The 24,086-nt window shown below is 65.6% G+C and carries 17 protein-coding genes; 7 read left to right on the top strand and 10 right to left on the bottom strand.

Features of this window, described 5'->3' with window-relative positions; genetic code table 11:
- Positions 1-95: 95 nt before the first annotated feature.
- The 3 genes from RCH15_RS03355 to RCH15_RS03345 all read left to right on the top strand — a co-directional run bounded on the left by RCH15_RS03355 (position 96) and on the right by RCH15_RS03345 (position 2,100).
- The gene (locus RCH15_RS03355) at positions 96-956 is read left to right on the top strand and encodes an FAD-dependent oxidoreductase (protein WP_326958029.1); all 861 of its coding nucleotides are present in this window, start codon (positions 96-98) and stop codon (positions 954-956) included.
- A gap of 122 nt (positions 957-1,078) precedes the next feature.
- A complete protein-coding gene (gene deoC, locus RCH15_RS03350; RefSeq protein ID WP_326958027.1) occupies positions 1,079-1,813 on the top strand; it encodes a deoxyribose-phosphate aldolase in 735 nt (244 codons plus the stop codon).
- A 53-nt stretch (positions 1,814-1,866) separates the two neighbouring features.
- Entirely contained in the window at positions 1,867-2,100 is a 234-nt protein-coding gene (locus RCH15_RS03345; RefSeq protein ID WP_326958025.1) for a hypothetical protein, read from the top strand.
- A gap of 105 nt (positions 2,101-2,205) precedes the next feature.
- Here the strand turns inward: RCH15_RS03345 and RCH15_RS03340 are convergent, their stop codons facing one another.
- Positions 2,206-3,039, bottom strand: a complete 834-nt coding sequence (locus RCH15_RS03340) for a metal-dependent hydrolase (protein ID WP_326958024.1) — start codon at positions 3,037-3,039, stop codon at positions 2,206-2,208.
- 3 nt (positions 3,040-3,042) lie between these two features.
- Positions 3,043-6,762: a transcription-repair coupling factor gene (gene mfd, locus RCH15_RS03335; protein WP_326958023.1), complete on the bottom strand. Its 3,720-nt coding sequence runs from the start codon at positions 6,760-6,762 to the stop codon at positions 3,043-3,045.
- A 169-nt stretch (positions 6,763-6,931) separates the two neighbouring features.
- Here mfd and RCH15_RS03330 point away from each other — a divergent pair, with 169 nt between their 5' ends.
- Genes RCH15_RS03330 through RCH15_RS03320 form a run of 3 tightly spaced genes read left to right on the top strand, consistent with a single transcriptional unit; the run spans position 6,932 to position 9,234 of the window.
- Positions 6,932-8,467 carry an SDR family oxidoreductase gene (locus RCH15_RS03330; protein ID WP_326958021.1) on the top strand — a complete coding sequence of 512 codons (1,536 nt, stop codon included), beginning with the start codon at positions 6,932-6,934 and terminating at the stop codon, positions 8,465-8,467.
- A gap of 45 nt (positions 8,468-8,512) precedes the next feature.
- On the top strand, positions 8,513-9,010 hold the full coding sequence (locus RCH15_RS03325) for a DUF2505 domain-containing protein (RefSeq protein ID WP_326958018.1): 498 nt from the start codon (positions 8,513-8,515) through the stop codon (positions 9,008-9,010).
- Between the two features lie 2 nt (positions 9,011-9,012).
- The gene (locus tag RCH15_RS03320; protein ID WP_326958017.1) at positions 9,013-9,234 is read left to right on the top strand and encodes an SCO4848 family membrane protein; all 222 of its coding nucleotides are present in this window, start codon (positions 9,013-9,015) and stop codon (positions 9,232-9,234) included.
- Here RCH15_RS03320 and sufU read toward each other — a convergent pair.
- From sufU to RCH15_RS03300, 4 genes are all read right to left on the bottom strand, one after another.
- The gene (sufU, locus tag RCH15_RS03315) at positions 9,231-9,686 is read right to left on the bottom strand and encodes a Fe-S cluster assembly sulfur transfer protein SufU (RefSeq protein WP_326958015.1); all 456 of its coding nucleotides are present in this window, start codon (positions 9,684-9,686) and stop codon (positions 9,231-9,233) included. The two genes, RCH15_RS03320 and sufU, sit on opposite strands and share 4 nt — an antisense overlap.
- A 12-nt stretch (positions 9,687-9,698) precedes the next feature.
- Positions 9,699-11,003 carry a SufS family cysteine desulfurase gene (locus RCH15_RS03310; RefSeq protein WP_442784500.1) on the bottom strand — a complete coding sequence of 435 codons (1,305 nt, stop codon included), beginning with the start codon at positions 11,001-11,003 and terminating at the stop codon, positions 9,699-9,701.
- A gap of 102 nt (positions 11,004-11,105) precedes the next feature.
- Positions 11,106-13,679, bottom strand: coding sequence for a helix-turn-helix transcriptional regulator (locus RCH15_RS03305; RefSeq protein ID WP_326958011.1), 2,574 nt, complete (start codon positions 13,677-13,679; stop codon positions 11,106-11,108).
- 132 nt (positions 13,680-13,811) lie between these two features.
- Positions 13,812-16,535 carry a LuxR C-terminal-related transcriptional regulator gene (locus RCH15_RS03300; RefSeq protein ID WP_326958010.1) on the bottom strand — a complete coding sequence of 908 codons (2,724 nt, stop codon included), beginning with the start codon at positions 16,533-16,535 and terminating at the stop codon, positions 13,812-13,814.
- 1,068 nt (positions 16,536-17,603) lie between these two features.
- Between RCH15_RS03300 and RCH15_RS03295 the strand changes: the two genes are divergently transcribed.
- On the top strand, positions 17,604-18,377 hold the full coding sequence (locus RCH15_RS03295) for a CDP-alcohol phosphatidyltransferase family protein (RefSeq protein ID WP_326958008.1): 774 nt from the start codon (positions 17,604-17,606) through the stop codon (positions 18,375-18,377).
- 93 nt (positions 18,378-18,470) lie between these two features.
- On the opposite strand, the gene RCH15_RS03290 is transcribed toward RCH15_RS03295, so the two are convergent.
- The 4 genes from RCH15_RS03290 to RCH15_RS03275 form a co-directional block, all read right to left on the bottom strand.
- Complete coding sequence (locus tag RCH15_RS03290) at positions 18,471-19,442, bottom strand: GDP-L-fucose synthase family protein (protein WP_326958006.1); 972 nt, start codon at positions 19,440-19,442, stop codon at positions 18,471-18,473.
- Positions 19,435-20,469, bottom strand: a complete 1,035-nt coding sequence (gene gmd, locus RCH15_RS03285) for a GDP-mannose 4,6-dehydratase (RefSeq protein WP_326958004.1) — start codon at positions 20,467-20,469, stop codon at positions 19,435-19,437. Before gmd ends, RCH15_RS03290 begins: the two co-directional genes overlap by 8 nt.
- A gap of 215 nt (positions 20,470-20,684) precedes the next feature.
- A complete protein-coding gene (locus RCH15_RS03280; protein WP_326958002.1) occupies positions 20,685-22,106 on the bottom strand; it encodes a right-handed parallel beta-helix repeat-containing protein in 1,422 nt (473 codons plus the stop codon).
- Positions 22,107-22,443: 337 nt separating this feature from the next.
- Positions 22,444-24,006, bottom strand: coding sequence for a right-handed parallel beta-helix repeat-containing protein (locus RCH15_RS03275; RefSeq protein WP_326958000.1), 1,563 nt, complete (start codon positions 24,004-24,006; stop codon positions 22,444-22,446).
- Positions 24,007-24,086: the final 80 nt, after the last annotated feature.

The following is a 24,086-nucleotide window of genomic DNA, read 5'->3' as shown; positions in this document are numbered from 1 at the left end:
AACACCGGGGAAACACGCTGGAAAGATCACCCGCCTACGCTGGGTCCATCAAGCACGCAGGCCGCACCACGGGCCACCAGCGAAAGGGACCCACCATGTCCGCCACCACCACCGATTCCACCGATTCGCAGACCCGCCCCCGGATCGTCATCGCCGGGGCCGGTCCGGCCGCGCAGGCCCTGGTCCGCCAGCTCACCCGGGCGCCGTTCGCCGGCGGAATCACTGTGCTGAGCAACCGGGACGACGCGTCCGACGAGCTCATCGAACTCGCGGCCCTCCCGCAGGTGTCCGTGCGTTTCGGCCAGCCCGCCAGTTACATCGACCCGGACAGCCGTTATGTCACCACCTCGGACGGCCTGGAATTCAGCTACGACCAGCTGGTCATCGCCACCGGGTCCTCCCCGGCCGGCCCGCCGCTGGCAGGGGAAGGCCGGTGCCTGAGCTACTCCACCATCGACGACGCCGCCCGGCTGGGCGAGGCCGTCAAGGACGTCACCCGGGTACTGGGCCGGCGGCCGTTGGGCATCCTGATCGGCACCGGGACCGCCGCGGGCCAGGCCGAGGCGGTGTTGCGCGCCCGCGGCGTCCGGCCCGTCCGGACCTCGCGGCGGCCGGCGTCCGTGGTTCCCACCCTGGCCGGGTCCACGCTCCCGGCCGCCGGGATCGTGTTCGAAGATGGCTCCAGCATGGCCGGGGACCTCGTGGTCCTGGCCGAGGAGCCGGTTGCCCGCGACGCGCTGGCCGTCAGCGCCGGCCTGACGACAGCCCGGCAGGGCGGAATCGTCATTGGCCGTGACTTCCGCACGTCCGTCCCGGGGATCTGGGCCATCGGGGACGCGGCCGTGTTCGACGGCGTCCGCCTGGGACTGCTCGTGGCAGCCTCCTCCGCTGCCTCCGTTTGCGCCGCCCAGTTGCTCCGGGCCGGACTGGCGGAACCCCTCGCCGAGGCCGCCTGAATTGCCGGCTGACCAGTCACCTGAACCCTGGCCCGGGCACTGCGCCGGTGCCCTGCGCGGATGACCTCGGCGAAGGGCCGCTATGGCAAGATGGACACCTGAGAAGCCACGAAGGGACCACCATGAGCAACGAAGCCGCCACTGCTGCCGAAGGCGCCGCGCCAGCCGCCCGGGACGCCGGTACCGCCGGGAATATTGCCTCCTACATCGACCACACGCTGCTCAAGCCGGAAGCGAGTGAGACCGAGATCCTCACGGTCTGTGCCGAAGCCGCCGAGTACCGGTTCAAATCCGTGTGCGTCAACCCGGTCTGGGTCAAGACCGTCAAGACGGCCCTCAAGGGAACAGGTGTGCTGACGTGCTCCGTCGTCGGCTTTCCGCTCGGCGCCACCCCGAGCGACGTCAAAGCCTTTGAGGCCCGCGGCGCGGTGCTGGACGGTGCCGAGGAAGTGGACATGGTGATCAACATTGCCGCTGCCCGTGCCAACGACAAGGGCGCCCTGGCCGATGACATTCGTGCCGTCGCCGATGCCGTGCACGAGGGCGGTGCGATCCTGAAGGTCATCATCGAAACCGCGTTCCTGGACGATGCCCAGAAGGTGCTCGCCTGCGAGGCGGCCGTCGAGGCGGGCGCCGATTTCGTGAAAACCTCCACCGGCTTCAACGGCGGCGGCGCCACGGCTGCGGATGTCGCGCTGATGCGCCGCGCGGTTGGTCCCGGACTCGGCGTCAAAGCTTCCGGCGGGGTGCGCTCGCTCGCCGACGCACAGGCTATGATTGCTGCTGGTGCAACACGTATTGGCGCCAGCTCCGGCATCGCGATCGTCAAGGGCGAACAGGGTTCGTCCGCGTACTGATCCGCTCCGGCCACCGCCACAGTTTTGAGCCCCACGGGGCCGAGGAGGAACGAATGTCCAGCAACACCGCGCAGACCGAGCAGACGCCGCAGAACGAGAACAGCCTTGGCTCCAGCATTATCTTGTTCGTCCTGATGATGGTCCTCTTCGGCGGGGCCCTCTACTCGTTGAGCTTCCTGACGCTGGACAACCCGTGGCCGATGGCCGTCTGCCTCGCCCTGTTCGCCGCGGCGTTCTGGGTGCCGCAGACCCTTCTGGGCCGCTCGGATTCCGCGGGCGAAATCTGAAACACCCTAAGACGCCACCGACTGAAGCTCCGGGTTCTCCCGGAGCTTCAGTCCTTTAACCAGGGCCGCCGGGCACGGACGTTGCGATGAGTCCCCGGCCCGGCACTATGCTGCGGCAAGCAGCCCGTACAAACTCCTGACGAGCCCCGTTCCGAGCGCGACGGCGGCCGGCCAGTGCAGCTGGGCCAGGTCCAGGGCAGCGCCGAACATGCCGATCATGGCGTAGGCACTGACCGGGATCAGCACGAACCATTCCCGCCGTGAACCGGCACGGCCCAGCAGGGGAATCGAGAACGCCCCGTTGGCACGCCACACATTCTTGAGCAGCGGCAGCTTCCGCAGGACTTTCGGCGGCTTGATCACCACCGGCCAGAGCAGCGGCACTCCCCCGGTGGTGATCATGTCCCCGACGATGTGCACCAGCACTCCGGTCAGCATCGAGACCGGAAGCCAGATCCACTGGTGCGGGGCAAACCAGGTGACCAGCCCGGCCATGGTCAGGGCGAAGATCCAGTTGCTGATCCAGCCGTACTTCGGAAAGAGCTTCAGCGCCTTGGCGGCGATGTTGATCATGAACATGCAGAGCAGCCCGGCGCCCACGGAGAGCAGGCCCCAGTCGGTCTGCAGCTGCAGCTGCCCCGCCAACGCTGCAAGCAGCACAAAGAACGCCGCACCGAGCAGGGAATGCGTGCCCTGCCGGTGGCCGCCGGACGCGTTCTCGATGCCCACCGCGATCACGTTGGACAGCGGCGGAAGCGCGTGCGCCACCGTGCTGGAGCGGTGGTCCCAGTCGCAGACCAGGGCTGTTCCCGCCGTCGCCATCCCGCCGATCACAATCCCGGTGGCGTCCAGCGGATACCAGCCCAGCGCGTACGGACCTGTCGACGCGACAGCCACCCACGCCGCGGCTCCCGATGCGGCGTGGTGTCCTCCCATCATGCGTTATTTCACCGCCGGTGAGACGGCCAGCGGCGCGTCGGAGAAGATGTTGCGGATGACGCCGTTGGCCCACTCGAGAATTTCGGCATCCTGGAGGTCCCGGCCGCCAATCCGGGCGGTCTTGGGCTTCGGTACGAGCACCGCGTCCAGGGTCGGCTTGGACTGTGCGCCGGGGTACATCCGGGTGAGCCGCATGAGCTTGGACTCGGGCAGCTGCGCCGGGGAGAACTTGATGAAGTTGCCCTGCAGCGCTACGTCGCTGAGTCCGGCCTTGCGGGCGCCCACCCGGAAGCGGGCGACGTCGATCAGGTTCTTTGCGGGCAGCGGCAGCTCCCCGTAGCGGTCCACGAGCTCGGCGAGCACCTCGTCGATCGCCTCGTAGGTGATGGCGCCGGCGAGCTTGCGGTAGGCCTCCAGGCGCAGCCGTTCACCCGGCACGTAGTCGTGCGGCAGGTGGGCGTTGACCGGCAGCTCGATCTTCATCTCCGCGGCCTTCTCCTCGGCCTCGCCCCGGTATTCCGCCACGGCCTCGCCGACCAGCCGGATGTAGAGATCGAATCCGACGCCCTGGATGTGCCCGGACTGCTCCCCGCCCAGGAGGTTGCCGGCACCGCGGATCTCAAGGTCCTTCATGGCCAGCTGCATACCGGCGCCGAGCTCGTTGTGCGTGGCGACGGCTTTGAGCCGCTCCAGCGCCACCTCGCCCAGCGGTTTCTCCGACGGGTACAGGAAGTAGGCGTAGGCGCGTTCCCGCCCGCGGCCCACCCGGCCGCGCAGCTGGTGCAGCTGGGACAGGCCGTATTTATCGGCACCGTCCACGATCAGCGTGTTTGCGTTGGAGATGTCCAGGCCGGTCTCGATGATGGTGGTGCAGACCAGCACGTCGAAGCGCTTCTCCCAGAAATCCACGATGATTTGTTCCAGCCGGCTCTCGGACATCTGCCCGTGCGCCACCTCCACCCGGGCTTCCGGGATCAGCTCGCGGATCTTCGCCGCGGTGCGGTCAATGGTGGAGACCCGGTTGTGCACGAAAAACACCTGGCCTTCGCGCATGAGTTCGCGGCGGATCGCGGCGGACGTCTGCTTGTCCGTGTAGGGGCCGACGTAGGTCAGGACCGGGTGGCGTTCCTCCGGCGGGGTGGCCAGGGTGGACGTCTCACGGATGCCGGTCAGCGACATTTCCAGGGTGCGGGGAATCGGGGTGGCACTCATCGCCAGGACGTCGACGTTGGTGCGCATCTTCTTGAGCGCCTCCTTGTGCTCGACGCCGAAGCGCTGCTCCTCGTCCACGATCACCAGGCCCAGATCCTTGAACGCGAAGTCCTTGGACAGGAGCCGGTGGGTGCCGATGACGACGTCCACGGAACCGCCCTTCACGCCTTCGGCTGTCTCTTTCGCTTCCTTGCCGCTCTGAAAGCGGGACAGTGGCTTGACCACCAGCGGGAAGCCCGAAAACCTCTCCGTGAAGGTTTCATAGTGCTGCTGGGCGAGCAGGGTGGTGGGTACCAGCACGGCCACCTGTTTGCCGTCCTGGACGGCCTTGAACGCCGCCCGCACGGCAATCTCGGTCTTTCCGTAGCCCACATCGCCGGAGATCAACCGGTCCATGGGGATCTCCCGCTCCATGTCGGCCTTGACCTCGTTGATGGTGGTCAGCTGGTCCGGGGTTTCCACATACGGGAAGGCTTCCTCGAGCTCGCGCTGCCACGGGGTGTCGGGGCCGAAAGCGTAACCACGGGACGCCATCCGGGCCGAGTAGAGACGGATCAGTTCGCCGGCAATTTCCTTGACCGCCTTGCGGGCCTTGGACTTGGTGCTGGCCCAGTCCGCGCCGCCCATCTTGCTCAGCCCCGGGGTATCCCCGCCGACGTAGCGGGTGACCTGGTCCAGCTGGTCGGTGGGCACGAAAAGCCGGTCACCCGGAGCGCCGCGCTTGGACGGCGCGTATTCGAGGACGAGGTATTCGCGCATGCCGTCACCGCCACCCGCGACCTTGCGCTGGATCAGCTCCACGAACCGGCCGATGCCGTGCTGTTCGTGCACCACGGAGTCTCCGGCCACCAGCTGCAGGGGGTCCACGGCGTTGCGCCGCTTGGACGGCATCCGGCGCATGTCCTTGGTGGAACCGGCGGACGTCCGGCCCAGCAGGTCAGCCTCGGTCAGGAGCGCAAGCTTCAGCGGATCCAGCACAAACCCGCGGCCGAGGGCGGCGGTGGTCAGTTCGATCAACCCGGGCTGGGGGTCCCCGTCCAGGGAATCGACGCGGGCGCACGGGATGTCGTGGTCATGGAGCAGTTCCGCCAGGCGCTGGGCGGGGCCGGGGCCTTCGGTGACGACCACGATCCGCCACTGCTCCCGCACCCGGGAGCCGATGAACGCCATCATTTCAGCGACGTCGCCCTGGTAGCCGCGGGGTTCGCGGGCGTGCAGGTTCAGGACGTCGACGTCGGGCAGCAGCTCCTCGTCGGTGGCCAGCGAGGTGATGGACCACCAGGACACCTCGTGCTCGAGGGCCGCGGAACGGGTTTCGGTCAGGGACCGGAAACTCGCCGAATGCAGGGCCGCCGACGCCGCGGAACTCAAATCCAGGGGTGCCGTGCCGCCGTCGGAGGCCGTCGACCAGGCCGCCTCGAGGAATTCCTCGTTGGTGGCAGCGAGGTCGTGGGCGCGGGTCCGGACCTTCTCGGGCTCAATGACCACCGCCATCGAACCGGCCGGGAACTGGTCCAGGAACGGCACCATGGCATCCACCAGCACCGGAGCCAGCGACTCCATACCCTCGACGGCGATGCCGCCGGCGATCTTTTCCAGCATGTCCGCGGCGGCCGGCAGCTGGGACTTCAGCGTCGCGGCGCGGGACATGACGGAGGGCGTGATGAGGATTTCCCGGCACGGCGGAGCGTGCAGCTCTGTGGGGTGGTGCACCCCGGGTGCGCTCAACGAGCGCTGGTCGGCGACCGCGAACCAGCGCATCTGGTCCACTTCGTCGCCGAAGAACTCCACCCGGATGGGGTGGTCCTCCGTGGGCGGGAAGACATCCAGCATGCCGCCGCGGACGGCGAACTCGCCGCGCCGGGTCACCATGTCCACCCGGGCGTAAGCGGCGTCGGCGAGGTTCCGGACGACGTCGCTGAACGGAACCTCCTGGCCCACTTTCAGCATGACGGGAACCAGTTCCCCGAGACCCGCCACGATCGGCTGGACCACGGCACGGACCGGGGCCACCACAACGCGCAAGGTACCGGCCGCGGACAGTTCGGGGTGGGCGAGCCGGCGCAACACCGACAGGCGCCGGCCCACGGTGTCCGAGCGCGGCGAGAGCCGCTCGTGCGGGAGGGTTTCCCAGCTGGGGAATTCGGCGACGGCGTCGGCCGGCAGGAACGCGCGCAACGCCTCCGTGAGGTCTTCAGCTTCACGGCCGGTCGCGGTGATGGCCAGCACTACCGGCGCCAGGCGGCCGTCCGCTGCCCCGTCCACAGACGCGTTGGCCGCGGTGGCTGCTGCGTTGTCCGCTGCGTTATGAGCTGTGTTGTCCGCCAGGGCGGTCAGTCCATCCGCCATTTCCGCCAGCAGCGCCGAGCGCAGGCCGGCGGGGGCGCTGATCTGGTAATCCTCGCTGCGGGCCGCGAATCCGCGGGCCGCCTCGGCACGGACGCGGGCGTAGTTCCGGTCCTCGGCAAGTACACGGCGCAGACCGGTGAGAGAGGGGCCGTTGGGGCTCATAGCTGTAACTCCTGAAGGGATCACGGGAATGCAGGCAACACGAATAGCCGGAATTCGCGAGATCCCGGGTCCCTCCAGCCTACCGCCCGCCCGGGACTAGGCTGGCAGGATACGCGGCCGTCCAAACGGCCGGGCGCTCCGAATGCCTTCCAGACGACAAGGAGTCATCATGACCGGCACCCCCGAAACCCCCCAGACCGCATCCTCGCAGACCGTTCCGCCCAGGACGGTGCTCGTCACCGGCGCCACCGGCTACATCGGCGGCCGGCTGGTGCCCAGGCTGCTGGAGGCCGGGCACACCGTGAAGGTCCTGGTCCGGACGCCGGCCAAGATCGCCGGGGTCCCGTGGCTCGCCGACGTCGAGGTGGTCCAAAGCAGCCTCGACGATGGCGGGGCGCTCCGGGCGGCGCTGGACGGCGTGGACGTGCTCTATTACCTGGTCCATTCCATGGCGGCCGGGTCGGGCTTCGAATCCAAGGAAAAGGCGATGGCCCAGACCGCGGCGAAGGCGGCAACAGACGCCGGTGTGGACAGGATCGTCTACCTGGGCGGCCTGCACCCGGCCGACTCCGAATTGTCCACCCATATGAGGTCCCGCGAGGCCGTGGGCAGGGTTTTCCTCGACAGCCCGGTGGACGCCGTCGTCTTCCAGGCAGGCGTGGTGATCGGTTCCGGTTCGGCGTCGTTCGAGATGATCCGGCACCTGTCCGAGACCCTGCCTCTGATGCCGGCACCCAGCTGGGTGCGCAATAAGATTGAGGCGATCGCGGTCCGCGACGTCCTGCACTACCTCGTCGGGGCGGCGGCGCTGGACGGCCCCATCAACCGTACCTTCGACATCGGCTGCCGCCAGGTCCTCAGTTACGCGGGCATGATGCAGGAATACGCCGCAGAGGCCGGACTCCCCCACCGCGTGGTGCTGGCGCTCCCCATTCCCGCGCCCAAACTTGCGGGCATGTGGGTGGCACTGACCACACCCATTCCGCTGTCAATGTCCCTGCCGCTTGTGGAATCCCTCCAGCACGACGCCGTCACCCGGGAACGCGACATCGACGCGTACATCCCCGCGCCGGAAGGCGGCCTCACCCCCTACCGCCGGGCAGTGGCGCTCGCCCTGGGCAAGGAGCGCGACGGCCAGGTGGCCACCACCTGGGCCAGCGCGGGCGCCGACGCCGATCCGCTGCCGTCCGACCCCGAGTGGGCCGGCCACCGCGTGTACTTGGATGAACGCAGCTACTCCAGCGACGTGGACCCGAAGCACATCTGGACCATCATCGAAGGGATCGGCGGGCAGAACGGCTGGTACTCCATGCCTCTGGCCTGGCGCGTCCGCGGCCTGCTGGACAAGGTCACCGGCGGTGCCGGGCTGCTGCGCGGCCGCCGCCACCCGCACCAGCTGGCCGAAGGGGAAGTGGTGGACTGGTGGCGGGCGGAGCGGATCGACCGCGGCCGGCTCCTGCGGTTGCGCGCCGAGATGCGGGCGCCCGGCCGGGCCTGGCTGGAGCTCTCGGTGGAGCCGGAGGGAAGTGGCAGCCGGTACCGGCAGCGGGCAATCTTCTTCCCGAAGGGCCTCAGCGGGCGCCTGTACTGGCTGGCGGTGCTGCCGTTCCACAGCCTGATCTTCCCGGCGATGTCGCGGAATATCACCGCCGCGGCGAAGGCCCTCCAGGACGCGGAATCGGAGCCGGCCGGGCACACCGCGTAGGATGTCAAAAGCCCGAAAAGACCCGTTCCACCCGGAGGACCCCCCATGGCATTAAGCGCATCCACCCACCTTCCCCACAGCGTTGACCGCGTCACGGCGGTCTTCGTCAACGAGGACTTCCTGCGTCACACGAGTGCGCTCGTCGGCGGAACCCTGGAGTCTTTCGCGGTGGACGGCGATCCCGCCGGCGCCTTCAGCACCACCACGGTGCGCACCATCCCGACCGACCGGATGCCGGACATGGCCCGCAAGTTCGTGGGTGAAAGCCTGAAGGTGACGCAGCTGGAGAAGTGGGATGCCCCCGCGACTGACGGCTCGCGGCAAAGCACCATCACCCTGAAGGTCTCCGGCGCGCCCCTGGACGTCAACGCGGTCCAACGCCTCGTCACCGACGGCGGCGGCACCCGGATCGAGCTTGAGGGCACGGTCACGTCCTCGGTGCCGTTCCTGGGCGGCAAGATCGCCGATGCGGCGGAGCCGATGGTGGGCAAGGCCCTGAAGCTCCAGTCCACCCAGGCCCAGGCCTGGCTCGAAAGCCACTAGCGGTGGAGTTGCCGGCACTCCTGGCCGTCGTCCTGATTGTGGCGGGCGTGTGGTCTCTGGCCGTCTGGCCGCAGTTCCTGCGCCGGGTCCGGAAGGATCCCAGGGCCCGGGACGCCAACGGCAAAGCGACCCGCTTCCTCACCGTGCACATTGTCCTGGTCAGCATTTCGATGCTGCTCGGGGCGGCGACGGCGGCCATCGGGATCGCCGGCCTGCTCAGCTAGGGTGTCAGCGCCTGGGCCAGGGCGTCCTCGGCCGCAACCCAGGAAATCATGGCGCACTTGACCCTGGCAGCGTACTTCGCGACGCCTTCGAAGGCTGACGCGTCGCCGAGGATCTCCGGGTCCGCGGCCACTTTTCCCCGGGATCGCAGGACCTCACGGAAATTACCGATCACTGCCGTGAAGCTGTCCACGTCCATGCCCTCGGCAAGTTCGGCGAGCACCGAGGCCGAAGCCATGGAGATCGAACATCCCGCCCCGTCCCACCGCAGCTGGGCTACCTTGCCGTCGGACACTGCCACCCGGACGGTGATCTCGTCGCCGCAGACGGGATTGAGCTGGTGGGACTGCCCGGTGGCCGCGTCCGCGGGAACGGGCGCCGCCGCCAGTCCGCTGCCGGTGCGCAGCTTCGCGTGCTCCAGGATGATCTGCTGGTACAGCTGTTCAAGGCTCATGGGGAAGTTTCCTTAGGCTCGGAAGTAGGTGCGGACCCCGGCGACTGCCGCGAGGAACGCGTCCACGTCCGACGTCGTGTTGTACAAGTAGGTGCTCGCCCGGGTGCTGGCCGTCAGTCCCAGGCGGCGGTGCAGGGGCTGCGCGCAGTGGTGGCCCACCCGGACGGCGATGCCTTTGCTGTCCAGGAACTGCCCGACGTCGTGCGCGTGCACTCCGGCGACGTCGAACGAGGCGAGGCCGATCCGTTCCTCTCCCGGAGCGGGCCCGAGGACCCGGACGCCGGGAATGGAGGTGAGCCCCTCGACGAGGCGTTGGCCCAGCAGGGACTCCCAGGCGTGGATGCGGCCCATTCCTGTTTCCGTGAGGTAGTTGGCCGCCGCGGCGAGCGCGATGGCCTGGGACACTTTCTGGGTTCCGGCTTCGAAGCGCTGCGGCGCCGGCAGGAATGCGGCACGCTCCATCGTTACAGTGGTGATCATCGATCCGCCGGTGAGGAACGGCGGCAACGCGTTCAGCAACTCCGACCGGCCGTACAGCACGCCGATTCCGGTGGGCCCGAGCATTTTGTGTCCGGAGAGGACCGCGAAGTCGACACCGAGGTCCTTCACGTCCAGCGGCAGATGCGGCGCGGACTGGCAGGCGTCGAGCACTGTCAGGGCGCCGGCCTTGCCAGCCATCGCCACCAGGGTCTTGACCGGGTTGATGGTGCCCAAAACGTTGGAGGCGTGGCTGAAGGCGAGGATCCTGGTGGCCGGGCCGATGATGCCTTCAGCAGCATCGAGGTCAAGTGCTCCGGCGTCGTCGACGGGGATGAACCGGAGCGTGGCGCCGGTCCGCTCAGCAAGCTGCTGCCACGGAATGAGGTTGGCGTGGTGTTCCATCTCCGTGACCACAATCTCGTCGCCGGCGCCCAGCGCGAACCGTGCTGCCGGCGCAGCGGCGCCAGGCAGGGAGGAATTCAGGAACGCGTAACTGAGCAGGTTCAGGCCCTCGGTGGCGTTCGAGGTCCAGATGATCTCATCGGCCGCTGCGCCCAGGAAGGCAGCGAGTGTTTCGCGGGCATCCTCGAAGGAGTCCGTGGCCTCGACGGCCAGGAGGTGGGCGCCGCGGTGCACGGCGGCGTTGCGCTGCTCATAGAATTCCTGCTCGGCCTCGATGACGCTCAGCGGATTTTGCGACGTTGCCCCGGAATCCAGATAGATCAAGGGTTCACCGCCCATGGCCCTGGAGAGAATGGGGAAGTCATTGCGGATCCGCAACACCTCATCGTCGGTCAGTGCAGGCGCGGGCAGCGCCTGGGACTCGGACGTGGGCACAAAAACCACGCTGGCCTCCTCGGATCGGATCTGGTGGACTGGTGTCCATCTTCCCACGGAACGGCACCCCTCTCCGGGCGGGACCATCTGGGGAGGCGGGCTTCAGGGCCGGCGCGAATCGCCGCCCGTGTCAATGAGGTCGATCCGCCGGCTGACGCCGAGTTTGGCGAAGACACGGTAAAGGTGTCCCTCCACGGTGCGCTGGGATACACAGAGCCGGCTGGCGATCTCGGCGTTGGTCGCTCCGCCGGACACCAGGTCCAGGATTTCGGTTTCCCGGGCGGTGAGTTCCGCGTCCTGCTCGGGACGGACGAGGTCGATGTGGGCGGCCATCCCGGCAGCTGTCATCCGGTTTTGGATCTTGCGCTGGACGGCCAGCAGCTTGCGCTTGTCTGTGGTCTCGGCCAGGCATCGTTCGGCCTGCTGGGCGGCTTCGAGGGCCAGCAACACGAAACCGGCGCGCAGTGCCTTGTCACTGATCCGGACAAGTTCGGCGTCGTCCCCCTGCAGCACCGCGAGCGCGTAGTCGTGCAGCATCCCGGCCTCCCGGCCTTCCACGGCCAGGCTGCTGCGGGCGAGTCCGTCCGCCGCCGCAGTGTCCCCGCGGCGCACCGCCAGCCGTCTGATGTCCGTCTCAATCCCCCGCAAGCCCTGCCGGCCGGCCTCTCCGGCCAGGCCTGCCAGGATCCCGTTCACGCCGCCTGCCCCGCCCGGAGCCTCGCTGGCCGCGGTGGAATAAGCGTCGGCGAGCAGCGGCAGCGCCCCCTGCCCGCGGTACCGGGACAGCCGGAACGCGTCCGCGTGGTCCTCGGCCTCGCCCGTGTGGCCCACGACGAAGTTGGCGTACGCCGCGACTGAATGGGCAAAGGGCAACAGGTCCCAGGGATCAGCGATGGTGAGTTCTTCGACCCCCAAAACCAACTCGGCGATGCCCTCCGGCATCCGCCCTTGGCGGACGCGGGCGAGGCCGCGCATGAGATGCAGGATGCCGCCGCTGAGCAGCAGCCTCGAGGGGTAAGCGGCCTCGTACCCATCCAGCGCCGAACCGAGGGCCTCCCACTCCCCTGCCCAGATCAGGCTCAGGCTGTAGCGCACCAGGAGGTCTTCGTAAACCAGCGGCAACGCGCGGCTTGCACTGCGCGCCCCGTGCCAGGCTTCGCGGGCCAGCCCCAGGCCTTCTGCCACCCTGCCCTTGGCACAGAGCAATTCAGCCAGCAGTGACTCCGCCGGAATCTTCAAACCCGGCCGCCCGCCCGCCGCCACGATCAGCCGGTGCAGACCAGTTTCACGGTCCTCCGGTTCGAGGGCCGGCGGACGGTCCCCGACGCCCTCCACCGTGGCGACGGCCGCCAGGTCCAGCCAGGCAGGCCCCTGGAGCCGGGCGGACAACAAGGCGGCCAGGTAGCCGGATTCCCCGGTCGGAACGGGATCCGCAAGCTGCAGGACGGCCGAGGACTGCTGGCGGTCACCGTCCAAATAGTGCCCGTAGGCAAGCTGCAGGCAGGCCAGCGGGAGCTTGGCAGCATCGGACACCGCATGTGCGGCCCTCATCGCCGTCTGCGCGTCGAGCCCGACATTGGCAAGGCAGGCCGCTTCGAGGAGACTGTCCGCTGGCACCGCCGCACCGCAATCCAAAGCCCACAGCACCCGGTTGAGGAATGCTTCCGGCGGAACTGGTGCCCCCGGAGGCAGTGCCACAAAGCTGGCCCGCAAGCTGGCGCTGCGGCCGGCAGGAACCCAGCGGCGGATGATCGCACCAATAAGCGGGCTCGCGGGCTGGACCGTCCTGGCGGCGCCCCTCGATACGGTAATGATCCCGGCCCGTTCCAAAGCGTCGACAGCCTTCGGGCCGCCGAAGCCCAGGAGCTGGCCGAGCGGAAGCGGTCCTGCCAGCGCAACTATCGCAGCCGCTGTCCGTTCCTCCGCTGACATGGACCGCAACTCGTGACCGATCAGGTCGGCAACCGGGATATCGGCCAGGACCGGGGGCGAGAGCAGGAACCAGATGCCCCGGCGCAGTCCGAGGGCCCCCGTGCTGCGGGCGTGCTCCACTAAGGACAGCAACATCAACGGGTTCCCGGCGGAGGCATCCGCCAACACCGCACTGGCCCACGGCGAGACATCGGCGCGGAGCACTTGCTCGCATAGCTGGTGCACCTCGGGCCGGGTGAGCGGCTCCAGATCAAATTTGGCCAGGATTCCGTCGTCCCAAAGGGCCAGGAATTCCTCGGGGATCAGCAACCCTGGCCGGCAGGTGGCCAGGATGATGGCAGCGCCGGTGGCGACTGCTTGCGCGATGAGCTCTGTTGTCCCGCGGTCCAGGCATTGGGCGTCGTCGATCACAAAGAGCGGCTTGCTGGTCTCGGCCTTGATGTTGTCCGTCACGGCCGTGACGACGGCGGAGAACGAATCCAGATCAGGGGCGGGCAGCCGGTCCAGATAGGGCGCCAACGCGCCGAATGGTACTGCCGACAGCGCCGGCGTTGCCGAGAGGCGAATCACGGCTGTCTGCGGATGGAGTTCGCGGATCACGGCCCTCAACACGGCCGTCTTCCCTGTGCCCGGGTTGCCGACAATGAGGGCACCGGACAGCACGCCGTCGCGCAGGCACTTAACAATGTCTTTGACGACGCCGGACCGGCCCACCAGCGTGGCAGATTCAGTCAGGCTTTCCACCCGCTGCCCCTCCCGCCGGTCCGCAGCGGATCCCGGCCCGCCCGGCCCGCACCGGACCGTCGGACGGATCGGGGGGCCCAACCGGGTCGGGCGGCGATGGAGCGGGGGTCCATGGATCGGGGTCCGGGTCCTTCAGCCGATGCGGGCGTGTTCCACGGGTCCGGTGATGACATCTTTGAGTTCCGCCCTGCTTGCGACATGGAGCTTTGCGTAGACCTGATAGAGGTGTCCCTCAACTGTCCGGACAGAAACGTGCATCTCGTCCGCGATTTTACGGTTGGATGTACCCGCGGCCGCCCGCACGGCAACCTCGGATTCCCGGGCTGTCAACGTCGAGCTCAGCAGCGAGAGCACACCGTTCCGGGGGTTGCCGAACCGGTCTTCCAGGGATTGCTGGGTGCGCTGGGCCAGCCTGAGGGAGATGCGGTTGCCCGCGTCATTGGCGCACGTAACCGCTTTCCTGGTCACATCCCGGGCGAAGATGGCGTTGCCGGCCGCGTCGGCGTCCTTGGATGTTGCCAACAGCTCCTCGCTGTCGGACTCCTTCAGCCCGTCGGCAAGCCGCACGCACAGGCCGGCGAAGTGCCCGGTGACCTGGCCGGCGAGGTCGTTGAGTTTCTGGCTCGCCTGCCGATCTCCCAGCCGGGCCACGGCCGAGAGGAACTGCAAGCCGGTAGTAAGAGCTGAGGCGTCCATATCCAGGTCTGCTTCCAGCTTCATGGCCCGCAGGGCCTCGGTCTTCTGGCCGATTTCCGCCTTGGCGGAGAGCTCGAAGTACCGGGTAACACGGTTCACCAGCCATGATGCCCGGGGCAACGGCTTTTCAGCGTCCAACAACATGGCGCCGGCGTTGTCCTCATCGCCCTGAAGTGCGAAAGCAAAGGCGCAAGCGGCGGCGGCGAGTCCGGCCACTGCGTCCGGATCCTGCACGCGCAGCTGCCAGACTCCGGACTGCAGACGCTGAAGCGCCCGCGTGAGCTGGCCGCGGTGGAGGTCCACGATTCCCTGCCCGATCTCAAACATTCCGCCCAACCGGGCCTGCTCGTCGCGGGATTCGGAGGTGGCGGCCAGGAAATCCGCGGCTTCCCGAAACTTAGCGGCCATCAGCAGGAGTAACAGGAACCGTCCGCGGACTTGCCGGATCGTGCCATCGGACAAGTCGAGGCCGCCAGCGGCGAGGATCACCTGCCTGCCCAGCCCAACAGCGCCCAGAACGTCCCCGGTGACCGCTTTGGCCTCGCTCAGCAGGCTCGCGGCCACAAGCTTCGTTTCGCTGCCCAGGTCAGTGGAGTCCAAGCTCTGGAGAAGCAGCAGGACATCAGCGAACCGGCCCTCGAAGGCGGCCAGTTCGGCGTAGGCCAGGCGCACCCGCCCGGCGACCGGGGTGCCCTCAGCACCCGCGTCCTTGAGCCGCCGTTCGACCTCCTGCAGCCTGGCCAGAGCGCTCGCCGTCGTGGCCGGGCTGCGCCGGTCCAACTCGGCCCACAGCAGCTGGAGCGACGCCCACTCTTCCAGCGCCAATCCGTCACCGATCCGCAATTCAGCATCTGCCAGGACCCGCCGGGCCGCTTCAGCATTGCCCAGGGACACCAGCGCCCTGGCGGATTCCACTGCCACGTCGGCCAGCTTCTCCTTGCCCGCAATTTCCCGGGCAAACCTCAGCGCGGACTGCGGGTCGGATACCTTGTTCGCCAGACGGGCCGCCGCGAGGGCCAGGCCGGGTTCCACTTGTTCTCCGCAGTCCAGTGCCCACGCGACCGCGGTGGAACCCGTAAATTCGTCGAGGTCCTGGTCCTGGAGCACCACCCCCAAACGGCGGCGCAGTTCCGCGCTACGGCCAGGCGGCACCACACTGGCGACAATTCCTGCTGTGACCGGGTTGGCGATGCTCACCATGGGCGGGTGGTCATGGCTGACGGCAATCAGCGCCCGTTCCTGCAGTGTGTCGATATCCAGCGCTTTGGACACGCTCATCACGGTTTGCAGAGGCAAAGCGCCGGCGAGCGACAAGAGTTCAAAAACATCGCGCTGGCCGGGGGTAAGCCGGTTCAGACGGGCTTTAAGCACATCCCGGATCTCACCGGCCAATGCCACCGGCTTATCACCCAGTACCCAGGAATCCCCGCGGCGGACGATGGTGCCGACTTTGATCTGTTCCCGCGCCAGGGAATGCAGGAAAAGCGCGTTGCCGCCGCTTGCATTCCATAGCGCCCGAGCCGCTGTGTGCGAGAAATGGCCACCGTACTCCCGGGCGAGGCTGTCAGCTGTTTCGCTGAAATCGAAGGGCGCCAGGTCCACCCTGCGCAGGAGATCGTCCTTCCAGAGCCCCATAATGTCGGTGCCCAGGTTGGGCAGGTCAACGCAGGCCGCCAGCAGTAGGACGTGTCCCCCGGCGCAGAGCTGGGCAACCATCATCGTGGACAGTTCATCGAGGTCGTGGGCATTGTCGACGAACAGCACAACGCTCCTGCCCTGTGCCCGGGTGGCAAGCAACTGGGTCAAGCCACGGAGCACCATCAGCGGATGCTCAAGGTGGGAGGCGTCGAGCTCATTGAGCAGGACACTGAGGGCACCGTACGGCAGCTTGGAGGAAATCGAGCTGCCCCGGACATGGACCACCAGGTAGTCCTCGCCGAGCTGCTCAAGCGCCCGTTGGGCAATAAAGGACTTTCCTGCCCCGTGTTCCCCGACGATCACGGCCCCGCAGCCTAATCCGGACGTCAGCGCCGTAACCACTTCCCCGACGGTCTGGTGGCGCGTGTACTGCTTCTCGAGCCGCCTCCCCTGGCGTTGGACGGCTGAAATCGTATCTGTTCTGCCGCTGCCCGCAGGCACGGCGGATTCTTGCTGAAACATGTGAGAGACCTTCGCAATCAAGTTTGACTACCGATAGGTCCAACATATTGATGCCGGTAATTTACCGGATGCGTAAGAGCTACTCGAATACCCGTGTAGCGGCAGCCTCCCGGCTACGTGGTTGTACTCAGTAGGCGCCGGCCGCCGCACGCTTCAAACCAAGTAGTGCGGGCTGCCAAGCCGCGACGGGGTGCCCAACGCGGGAACGCAGTCCATGCAGACTCGGCTGCGGGCCATCACAGTGCTGGCACGGCCGCCCGGTTATCGGGCGGCCGAGCCAGGACTGGGGCCACTGGAAGCTTGGGGAGCCGACGGCGGCTGGGGGGAGGAACCTCGGTCTCAGAAGGTTCCGACGCCGTCGGCTCCGTCTAGGGGGTTCACGCACACGGCGGGAACCATTCAGGGAGACCGTTTCGGAAGGGATCTATTGTTAGCTGCACCAGGGCCGACCATTGTCCACGCGCTGGTGGCCCCGGTAGCTTCATCGGGTACCGGGCCGCTGTCGCTGACATGGCTCCACCGTTCGAAGTTCCTTGGGGATCCTTGGTCGGGATCCCTCGTCAGGATTCTTTGTCAGGATTCTTTGTCCGGTGGTTTCTGGTGCTGACTACAATTTAGCGAACCGGACGCCACCCGCGCACCGGTAGTCCGTACTCGAATTCGCGGGCAGGCTGCGAAGGAACCGGGATCGAGGGTACTTGCCACGTCACCCGGCCATGGGATGGGGCACGGTCAGGCTACGCGGTCCCCATACCCAGGAAGTGTGGTCCCTACTTGCCGGGCCTGCGTAGTTACCCGAATGCAGCTGAACGTTGCCTCCATAGTGCCCACCGGTTGCCACTTTGGAGGCAAGGACGTAACTGCCTGATCGCCGCTGGGACGCTGTCCGGAAGCGGCACCACGAGGGACGTCACCCGGGTTGGACAGCCATAGCTGCGCTGACGCGCGGGAGGAATAAAGGCCCGGGAAATTAGTCGTTCCCGCAGGCCAGTGCCGCTACGATGACTGCATGCAATGGAAAAAGTCAGCGTGCAGGCTTCGGAAACTGGCCGCAACCGAGGTGTCGCCGTGCAGGTAGAGCAGACCGAGCCGCCGCTGGCCCCCTCGTCCTCCCATCACCAACTGGTTCAAGCCCTCCGGTCAAAGCAAAAAACGTCCAAGGGCGCGTCCGCCTACGCACGGTACTTAAACCGTCCTGCGGGCCGGCATTTTGCCGCGCTGGCTTACCGGTTGCATATGACGCCCAACGGAGTAACAGCGGTCAGCGCCCTCTGCAGCTTCGCCGGTATTGGGCTGATTGCGTTTGCTCCGGCAACGCCGGTCGTCAGTGTAGTGATCGCCCTCCTGCTCGTTCTTGGCTACGCCCTGGACTCGGCGGACGGGCAGCTGGCCAGGCTGCGCGGCGGCGGAAGCTTTGCAGGTGAGTGGCTGGACCACGTCGTCGACGCGGTCAAGATGGCGTCCCTCCACCTGGCTGTGCTCGTGGCGTGGTACCAGGGATACGCCGAAAGCAGCGCATGGCTGGCCGTTCCCTTGCTGTACCAGCTCCTTGCCGTCGTGCTGTTTTTCGCGATCATCCTGACCGACCAGATGCGGCGGGCGCACCGCGGTTCCACCGCTACCCGTCTGGCCGGCGAGGGCAGCTCATCAGTTCTTTACTCCCTGGCCGTGCTGCCCACCGAATATGGGGTGCTGTGCCTGGCATTTCTCCTGTGGTTTATCCCGCCGGTATTTTCGGTGGTCTATGCGGTCTTCTTTGGAGTCAACGCGTGCTTCCTCCTGCTGGCGTTGCCCCGCTGGTACCGCGAAATGCGCAGTTACGGCGCAGCCGACAAAGCCTAGGAAACACCCCTTACGAAACTGCGGAGGCAGGAAAAGCCTGAAGCGGACCGCCGCCGGCTGCGGGCTTTTCCATTTACCAGATGTTTCTTGACGCTATTGCCGGACCGACTCCTGCAGCCGGTACCACTCCACTGTCTCCGCGATGCCCTTCTCTAAGGGAATGCGGTACTTCCAGCCCGCGTCCGCAAGTTTGGAGACGTCGAGCAGCTTCTGCGGTGTCCCGTCGGGTTTGGACGCGTCCCAGTCGGTCGATCCGGCGAAACCGACAGCATCCGCCACCAGCCTGGCAACTTCGGCGATGCTGACATCGGTCCCTGTGCCGACATTGACCTGCTCGGGGCCGTCGTAATGTTCCATCAAGTGCAGGCACGCCTCAGCCATGTCATCGACATGCAAGAACTCTCGGCGCGGCGAACCGGTGCCCCAGTTTGTCACCGAATCCAAGCCGGCGGCCACGGCCTCCGTGTAGCGGCGGATCAGCGCCGGGAGCACGTGCGAGCCTTGGGGCGAGAAATTGTCTCCCGGGCCGTACAAGTTAGTCGGCATGGCCGAGATCCAGGCCCGTTGATGCTGGCGCCGGACCGCTTGGACCTGAAGAATACCGGCGATTTTCGCGATGGCATAGGCGTCGTTGGTCGGTTCGAGATGCCCCGTGAGGAGGTATTCCTCCTTGATCGGCTGAGCTGCCAGCTTGGGGTAGATACAGGACGACCCGAGGAACAGGAGCCGTTCAACTCCTGCCTGCTGGGCTGCATCGAGCACATTGACCTGGATTTGGAGGTTCTCACTGAGAAAATCTGCGGGATAGTCGTTGTTGGCCATAATCCCGCCGACTTTGGCGGCCGCCAGGACCACATACCGCGGCTTCGCTTGACGAAAGAACTCGAACGTCGCGTGTCGGTCTTTCAAGTCCAGTTCATGCGACGTGCGGCCGACCAGGTTCGTGAACCCTTTCCTTGTCAGAGTGCGCCACAGCGCTGATCCGGCCAGGCCGCGGTGGCCGGCGATGTAGAAGGATGCACCGCGGTCAAGGGGGCCGGGGATAAAAGAGGGAGCTTCAGGCATCCCTGCTGCCCCAGCTGCCCAGGTCCACCGTGTCGATCCAACCGCCGGGATGCTTCAAAGCCTCCATGTCGGCATCCACCATCAGGCGGGCCAGCTCAGGAGTCTCCACTGTGGCCTTCCACCCGAGCTTCTCCCGTGCCTTGGACGCATCGCCCACGAGCGCGTCCACTTCCGTAGGACGGAGATAGCGCTCGTCGAACTCGACGTGGTCTTCCCAGTTGAGGCCGGCGTGGGTAAAGGAAATCTCCAGGAAATCACGAACCGTGTAGGCGGCACCCGTCGCGAGGACGAAGTCGTCAGGTTCCTCGGCCTGCAGCATTCTCCACATGCCTTCGACGTATTCGGCTGCGTATCCCCAGTCTCGGACCGCGTCGAGATTGCCCATGTAAAGAGTGTCTTGAAGTCCGGCGCTGATGGCTGCCACGGCCCTGGTAATTTTGCGCGTAACGAAGGTTTCACCGCGTCGGGGTGACTCGTGGTTAAACAGCACGCCGTTGACGGCGTACATACCGTAGGCTTCCCGATAATTCCTGGTCATCCAGTAGCTGTAGACCTTTGCAGCTCCGTACGGGGAGCGCGGGTAGAACGGTGTGTCCTCGCTTTGTGGCGGCGGCGTAGCGCCGAACATCTCCGACGAGGATGCCTGGTAATAGCGGGTTTCAATTCCCGCCAGGCGCACAGCTTCGAGCATGCGCACGGAGCCGACGCCGGTGGTGTCAGCCGTGTGTTCCGGTTCGTCAAAAGAGACCCGGACGTGCGATTGGGCTGCCAGGTTGTATACCTCGTCGGGTTTGATTTTCGCGATCAGCGTGACAAGCCGGGCTCCGTCACTCAGATCGCCGTAGTGGAGGAAGAGCCTCGCATCCGGCTCGTGCGGATCAACGTACAGGTGCTCTATCCGTACCGTGTTAAAGGTGGACGCCCTCCGAATAAGGCCGTGGACCTCGTAGCCCTTCATGAGGAGGAGTTCGGCCAAATACGAACCATCCTGGCCCGTAATACCGGTAATGAGCGCGCGTTTAACCACAAGGTCCCCCGAAGTCTCGAACGATGATGAACGGCAAATGTCCGGACCCCGGTCCTAAGGGCTCCACACGATCTGTGCTGTCATGATAGATGACGCAGGTCACACTTGCGAGCGTTTCTCGGCACGCAAGATGCAAGATATGCAGGATTACCCACCCCCGCCACGGCTTCTGCGGCGGGTGCGATAGCGCTCCCGCCGCAGAGGCCAGCAGCCAGTTAGGCGACTGGAACCACCCGCCCGTTGCGCTCCTGGCCGGCGGCCTGGAGGGAGGCGAACGTGATGTACAGCTTGTTCCACGAGAAGCGCTTGGCGCTTGTGGAGTCCATCCGGTAGGTGTTGTAGTCGAAGCGGTTGTTCTTGGCGGTGTAGTACGTTGTGGGCGAGATCGGAGACAAGGTGCCCAGTCCCTGAACGCCTTCGCCTGTCCGGCTTCCCGTGGCGAGGGTTACGTCGTTGTGGTGGACGTAAAGGTTGTGCAGGTCGTAGGCGCCATAGGTACCGCTGCCCCGGCTTCGCATCTGTGCGGTGATGCCGTTCTGGTTTTTTCCGAGGACGTTCTGCCGGATCTCAACATCGGGTGAGGAGTTGACGTTGATGGCGGCTACGGCGTAGAGCGAGTAGTCCATTCCACGTCCTCCGCCGGTCGCCAACCCGTATCCGTTGCCAGTCAGTCTGTTGTCGCTGATGAGCGCCTTGTAACTGATCTCATAACGGATTCCATCTGCGTAATTGGTGTTGATGGAATTCCCGAGAATGTTGACATTGATATTGCTGATATCAAACCAAACACCTGTACCCCGATTGTCGTGGACGTTGTTGCCGCGAAGCATCACACCGTTGGAATAGGTGCTCTTGAATCCTCCGGCTTCCCAGTCGGCCCCCCAGTAACCGCCGGTATTGTTCCGGGCAATTTCATTGTTTTCCACTACGGTGTTGTCGGAGGAGTAATGTGCCATACCAAGCTGGCCATTTTCAATCATAGTGTTGTTCCGGACGACAGCCCTGTCCGCGTTGGAGAGTTGCAGCCCGATACCGTGGTTCCGCTTGAAGATGCAGCTTTCGATGACCCAGTTGGCGCCGCCGGCCATTACGGCCCCTTTTTGGGACGGGGTGGCAAAGTTGGTGAATGTCAGGCCACTCAAGGTGACCCCGTAGGCCCCGGAGTTGATGGCGTGAGGTGTCCGTGCAATCTCGGTGGTCGTATTGGCGGGATCGCTGCCCAGCCAGGTTCGATTGCTCTGGTAGTCCTGGTAGAAGCCGTTCGCGCGGAGGTCGGAGAGTTGCATTGCACGGGTCAACGCAACACCGTTCCGGTACACCTGCTCCCGCTTCTGGCACGGATTGGCAGCCGTGCCGCTGTTCACTTCGCACTGGCCCGGGTCCGAATAGGCTGCCGGCAGCAGCCCGTTCTTGTACCAGCGGGCATTAGAGCCATCTTTAAGCCATCCGGTCACAACATTCGAGCCCTTGATGACAGCGGTCCCTGCGCCGCCGAGTGCGAGCAGTTTCTGACCTCGTTTGGGACTGATGGGGCTGCTAAGCCGGTATGTGCCAGCCGACAGCCCGATGCGGGCGCCTTCCGGCGCGCCGTTAATAACCGCCTGAATCGAGGCGCCGGCGGCGACTGTGGCGTCCACGACGGGGGTGGCCGCGGTGGACGGGGCAATAAATCCGAGGCTGAACACAGCTGCAACCGATGCCACGGCAAGAGCGCGGAGTTTGGGTCGGGGACGAGGAGATTTGTGGTTAAACATGAACATAGGAGGGGGGACCTTCATAAGAAGTTTTCTTCCTGTTGGCGAGTCCGAACTTCGGGCTCGGGCGCGACTCCCCCAGCGAAAACCGCGCCTCAAGCACACGAACGGCAGTACGGTTGGACACTCTAGCGCAAAATCGTTGCACAACAGCACCCAACGGTCGTTGACATCACCCTCTGACTACTGTATTAGAGCGGTCGCGGCACGGGGTGTTCCATCAAGCCGGGTTGACCGCCCCCACGGTGTCATTGCCGGCCCCCTGCCAACCTTCAAAAGTCAGGGAATCACCCTTGAAACTGAATTTGGGTGCTGCGGTGTCCGGAAGGACGTAACGATTGTTCTGAAATTTGACGCTGCCGGAGTCCGGTGGAAGCGTTGGCGATCCGGACTCAACATAGCCGGTAGTCGCGGTGTCCGGGCCCCGCAGGTCAACGAGATTGTCCGCGACCATCACGTTTTCTAGGACGTATTCACCCCACGGACCGTCACCCCTCGGGCGGGCTTGGATCCCGATTCCGTTGAGATTCCCTGCGACGTCATTGTGCTCGACGGTTACAGCACTGCTGGTGTTCACGGTGATGCCCGCCCCGGTGAGCAGGCCGGTACCAGCGCCACGTTTGAGGGCGAGTCCGTTGCCGGTGACGGTGTTGCCGGCAATGCGCCCGTTGCGGCTGATCTCGTAACGGACGCCACAAGCCGCGTTTCCCCCTATGGTGTTGTCAGTAATGGCCACGCGGTCACCTGCCAGGTCAATCCAGATGCCGACGCCAAGGTTGTCGGAAACGTCATTGTTGCTGATGGTTGAGGACGATCTGGTGACCTTAATACCTCCCGCTTCCCAATCGGCACGCCAAAATTCTGCAGTGTTGTTGCTGCGAATCCTGTTGTTGTCAATGCGGCCATTATGAGAGCGGTATTGACCTAAACCCAACTGCCCGTTTTCTCTAATATCGTTGCCCGTGATACGCGCATTGTCTGCTTGCGCGATCATGATCCCCACCCCGTGATTTGACGTGATGGTGGAATCGCGGACGGTCCAATCCTTGCCTGCGATCACTAACGCACCCTGCTGGGGCAGATTGGCAAATCCCCGAATGGTCAGGTGCTCAATGACCACTCCGGGCGCACTGGAGGTGACTGCCGTTCTGGTGCGGGCCAGCGTCACAGCCCGGTCCGCCGGATTTTGGCCGAGGTAAATGACATCGGCAGCGTAGTCCGCATAAAAGGTCGTGGCGTCGACGGCGCTTTTCTTCATGACGCGCCGTACCGGTTTTCCATCCAAAAAGAGGTCCTCGGCGACCTGGCACGGATTGGCTTCGGTGTCCTCACACTGTCCGGTCTTCTCATAATCCGGCGGGAGATAGCCTCGGGCGGACCACATCGCCCCGTCCGGTTTCCAGCGCTCTACCGGGATGTCTCCGCTCAGCACTGTGTTCTCACTGCCTCGGAGGGTCTGCGAGGCTTTGGGCCTTACGGTCCGGGCCACTCTAAAGAGCCCAGGGGCCAGGCAGATCACAGCCCCCTCCGGTTGATCATTCACCGCAGCATCCAGATCTGCTCCGGGTTCCACTGTAACTGTGCAGGGTGCTGCCGGAGTACTGCCGGCCTCGGTGGCCTGTGGTCCTGCATTGGTCACCACCGGAGTGGTTGCTGCAGAGGCTTCCGGCGGACTCGTCGAATTGGCCCCGCTGCAGCCGCTTAGTACTAATGAAACGGCGAGCAGCAAAGCAATCGGAAATCCGAATTCACCACGGATCACGTCGACATCCTTCTCTAGCAAGAACCGATCGGATCCGGTAGCATGCGAGCTAATTCAGCCCGCCTAACGAACGGAACCATTTGCGCGTCTTATTGGTCCAC

The organism is Arthrobacter sp. MP_M4 (assembly GCF_035984855.1).
Classification (GTDB): domain Bacteria; phylum Actinomycetota; class Actinomycetes; order Actinomycetales; family Micrococcaceae; genus Arthrobacter.
This window is presented reverse-complemented; position numbering and strand designations above follow the sequence as displayed.

What these genes read in the sequence shown, in the direction of transcription:
- RCH15_RS03355 (WP_326958029.1), top strand. Translation starts at nt 96, where the DNA reads ATGTCCGCCACCACCACCGATTCCACCGATTCGCAGACCCGCCCCCGG.
- deoC (WP_326958027.1), top strand. Translation starts at nt 1,079, where the DNA reads ATGAGCAACGAAGCCGCCACTGCTGCCGAAGGCGCCGCGCCAGCCGCC.
- RCH15_RS03345 (WP_326958025.1), top strand. Translation starts at nt 1,867, where the DNA reads ATGTCCAGCAACACCGCGCAGACCGAGCAGACGCCGCAGAACGAGAAC.
- RCH15_RS03340 (WP_326958024.1), bottom strand. Translation starts at nt 3,039, where the DNA reads ATGATGGGAGGACACCACGCCGCATCGGGAGCCGCGGCGTGGGTGGCT.
- mfd (WP_326958023.1), bottom strand. Translation starts at nt 6,762, where the DNA reads ATGAGCCCCAACGGCCCCTCTCTCACCGGTCTGCGCCGTGTACTTGCC.
- RCH15_RS03330 (WP_326958021.1), top strand. Translation starts at nt 6,932, where the DNA reads ATGACCGGCACCCCCGAAACCCCCCAGACCGCATCCTCGCAGACCGTT.
- RCH15_RS03325 (WP_326958018.1), top strand. Translation starts at nt 8,513, where the DNA reads ATGGCATTAAGCGCATCCACCCACCTTCCCCACAGCGTTGACCGCGTC.
- sufU (WP_326958015.1), bottom strand. Translation starts at nt 9,686, where the DNA reads ATGAGCCTTGAACAGCTGTACCAGCAGATCATCCTGGAGCACGCGAAG.
- RCH15_RS03300 (WP_326958010.1), bottom strand. Translation starts at nt 16,535, where the DNA reads ATGTTTCAGCAAGAATCCGCCGTGCCTGCGGGCAGCGGCAGAACAGAT.
- RCH15_RS03290 (WP_326958006.1), bottom strand. Translation starts at nt 19,442, where the DNA reads ATGCCTGAAGCTCCCTCTTTTATCCCCGGCCCCCTTGACCGCGGTGCA.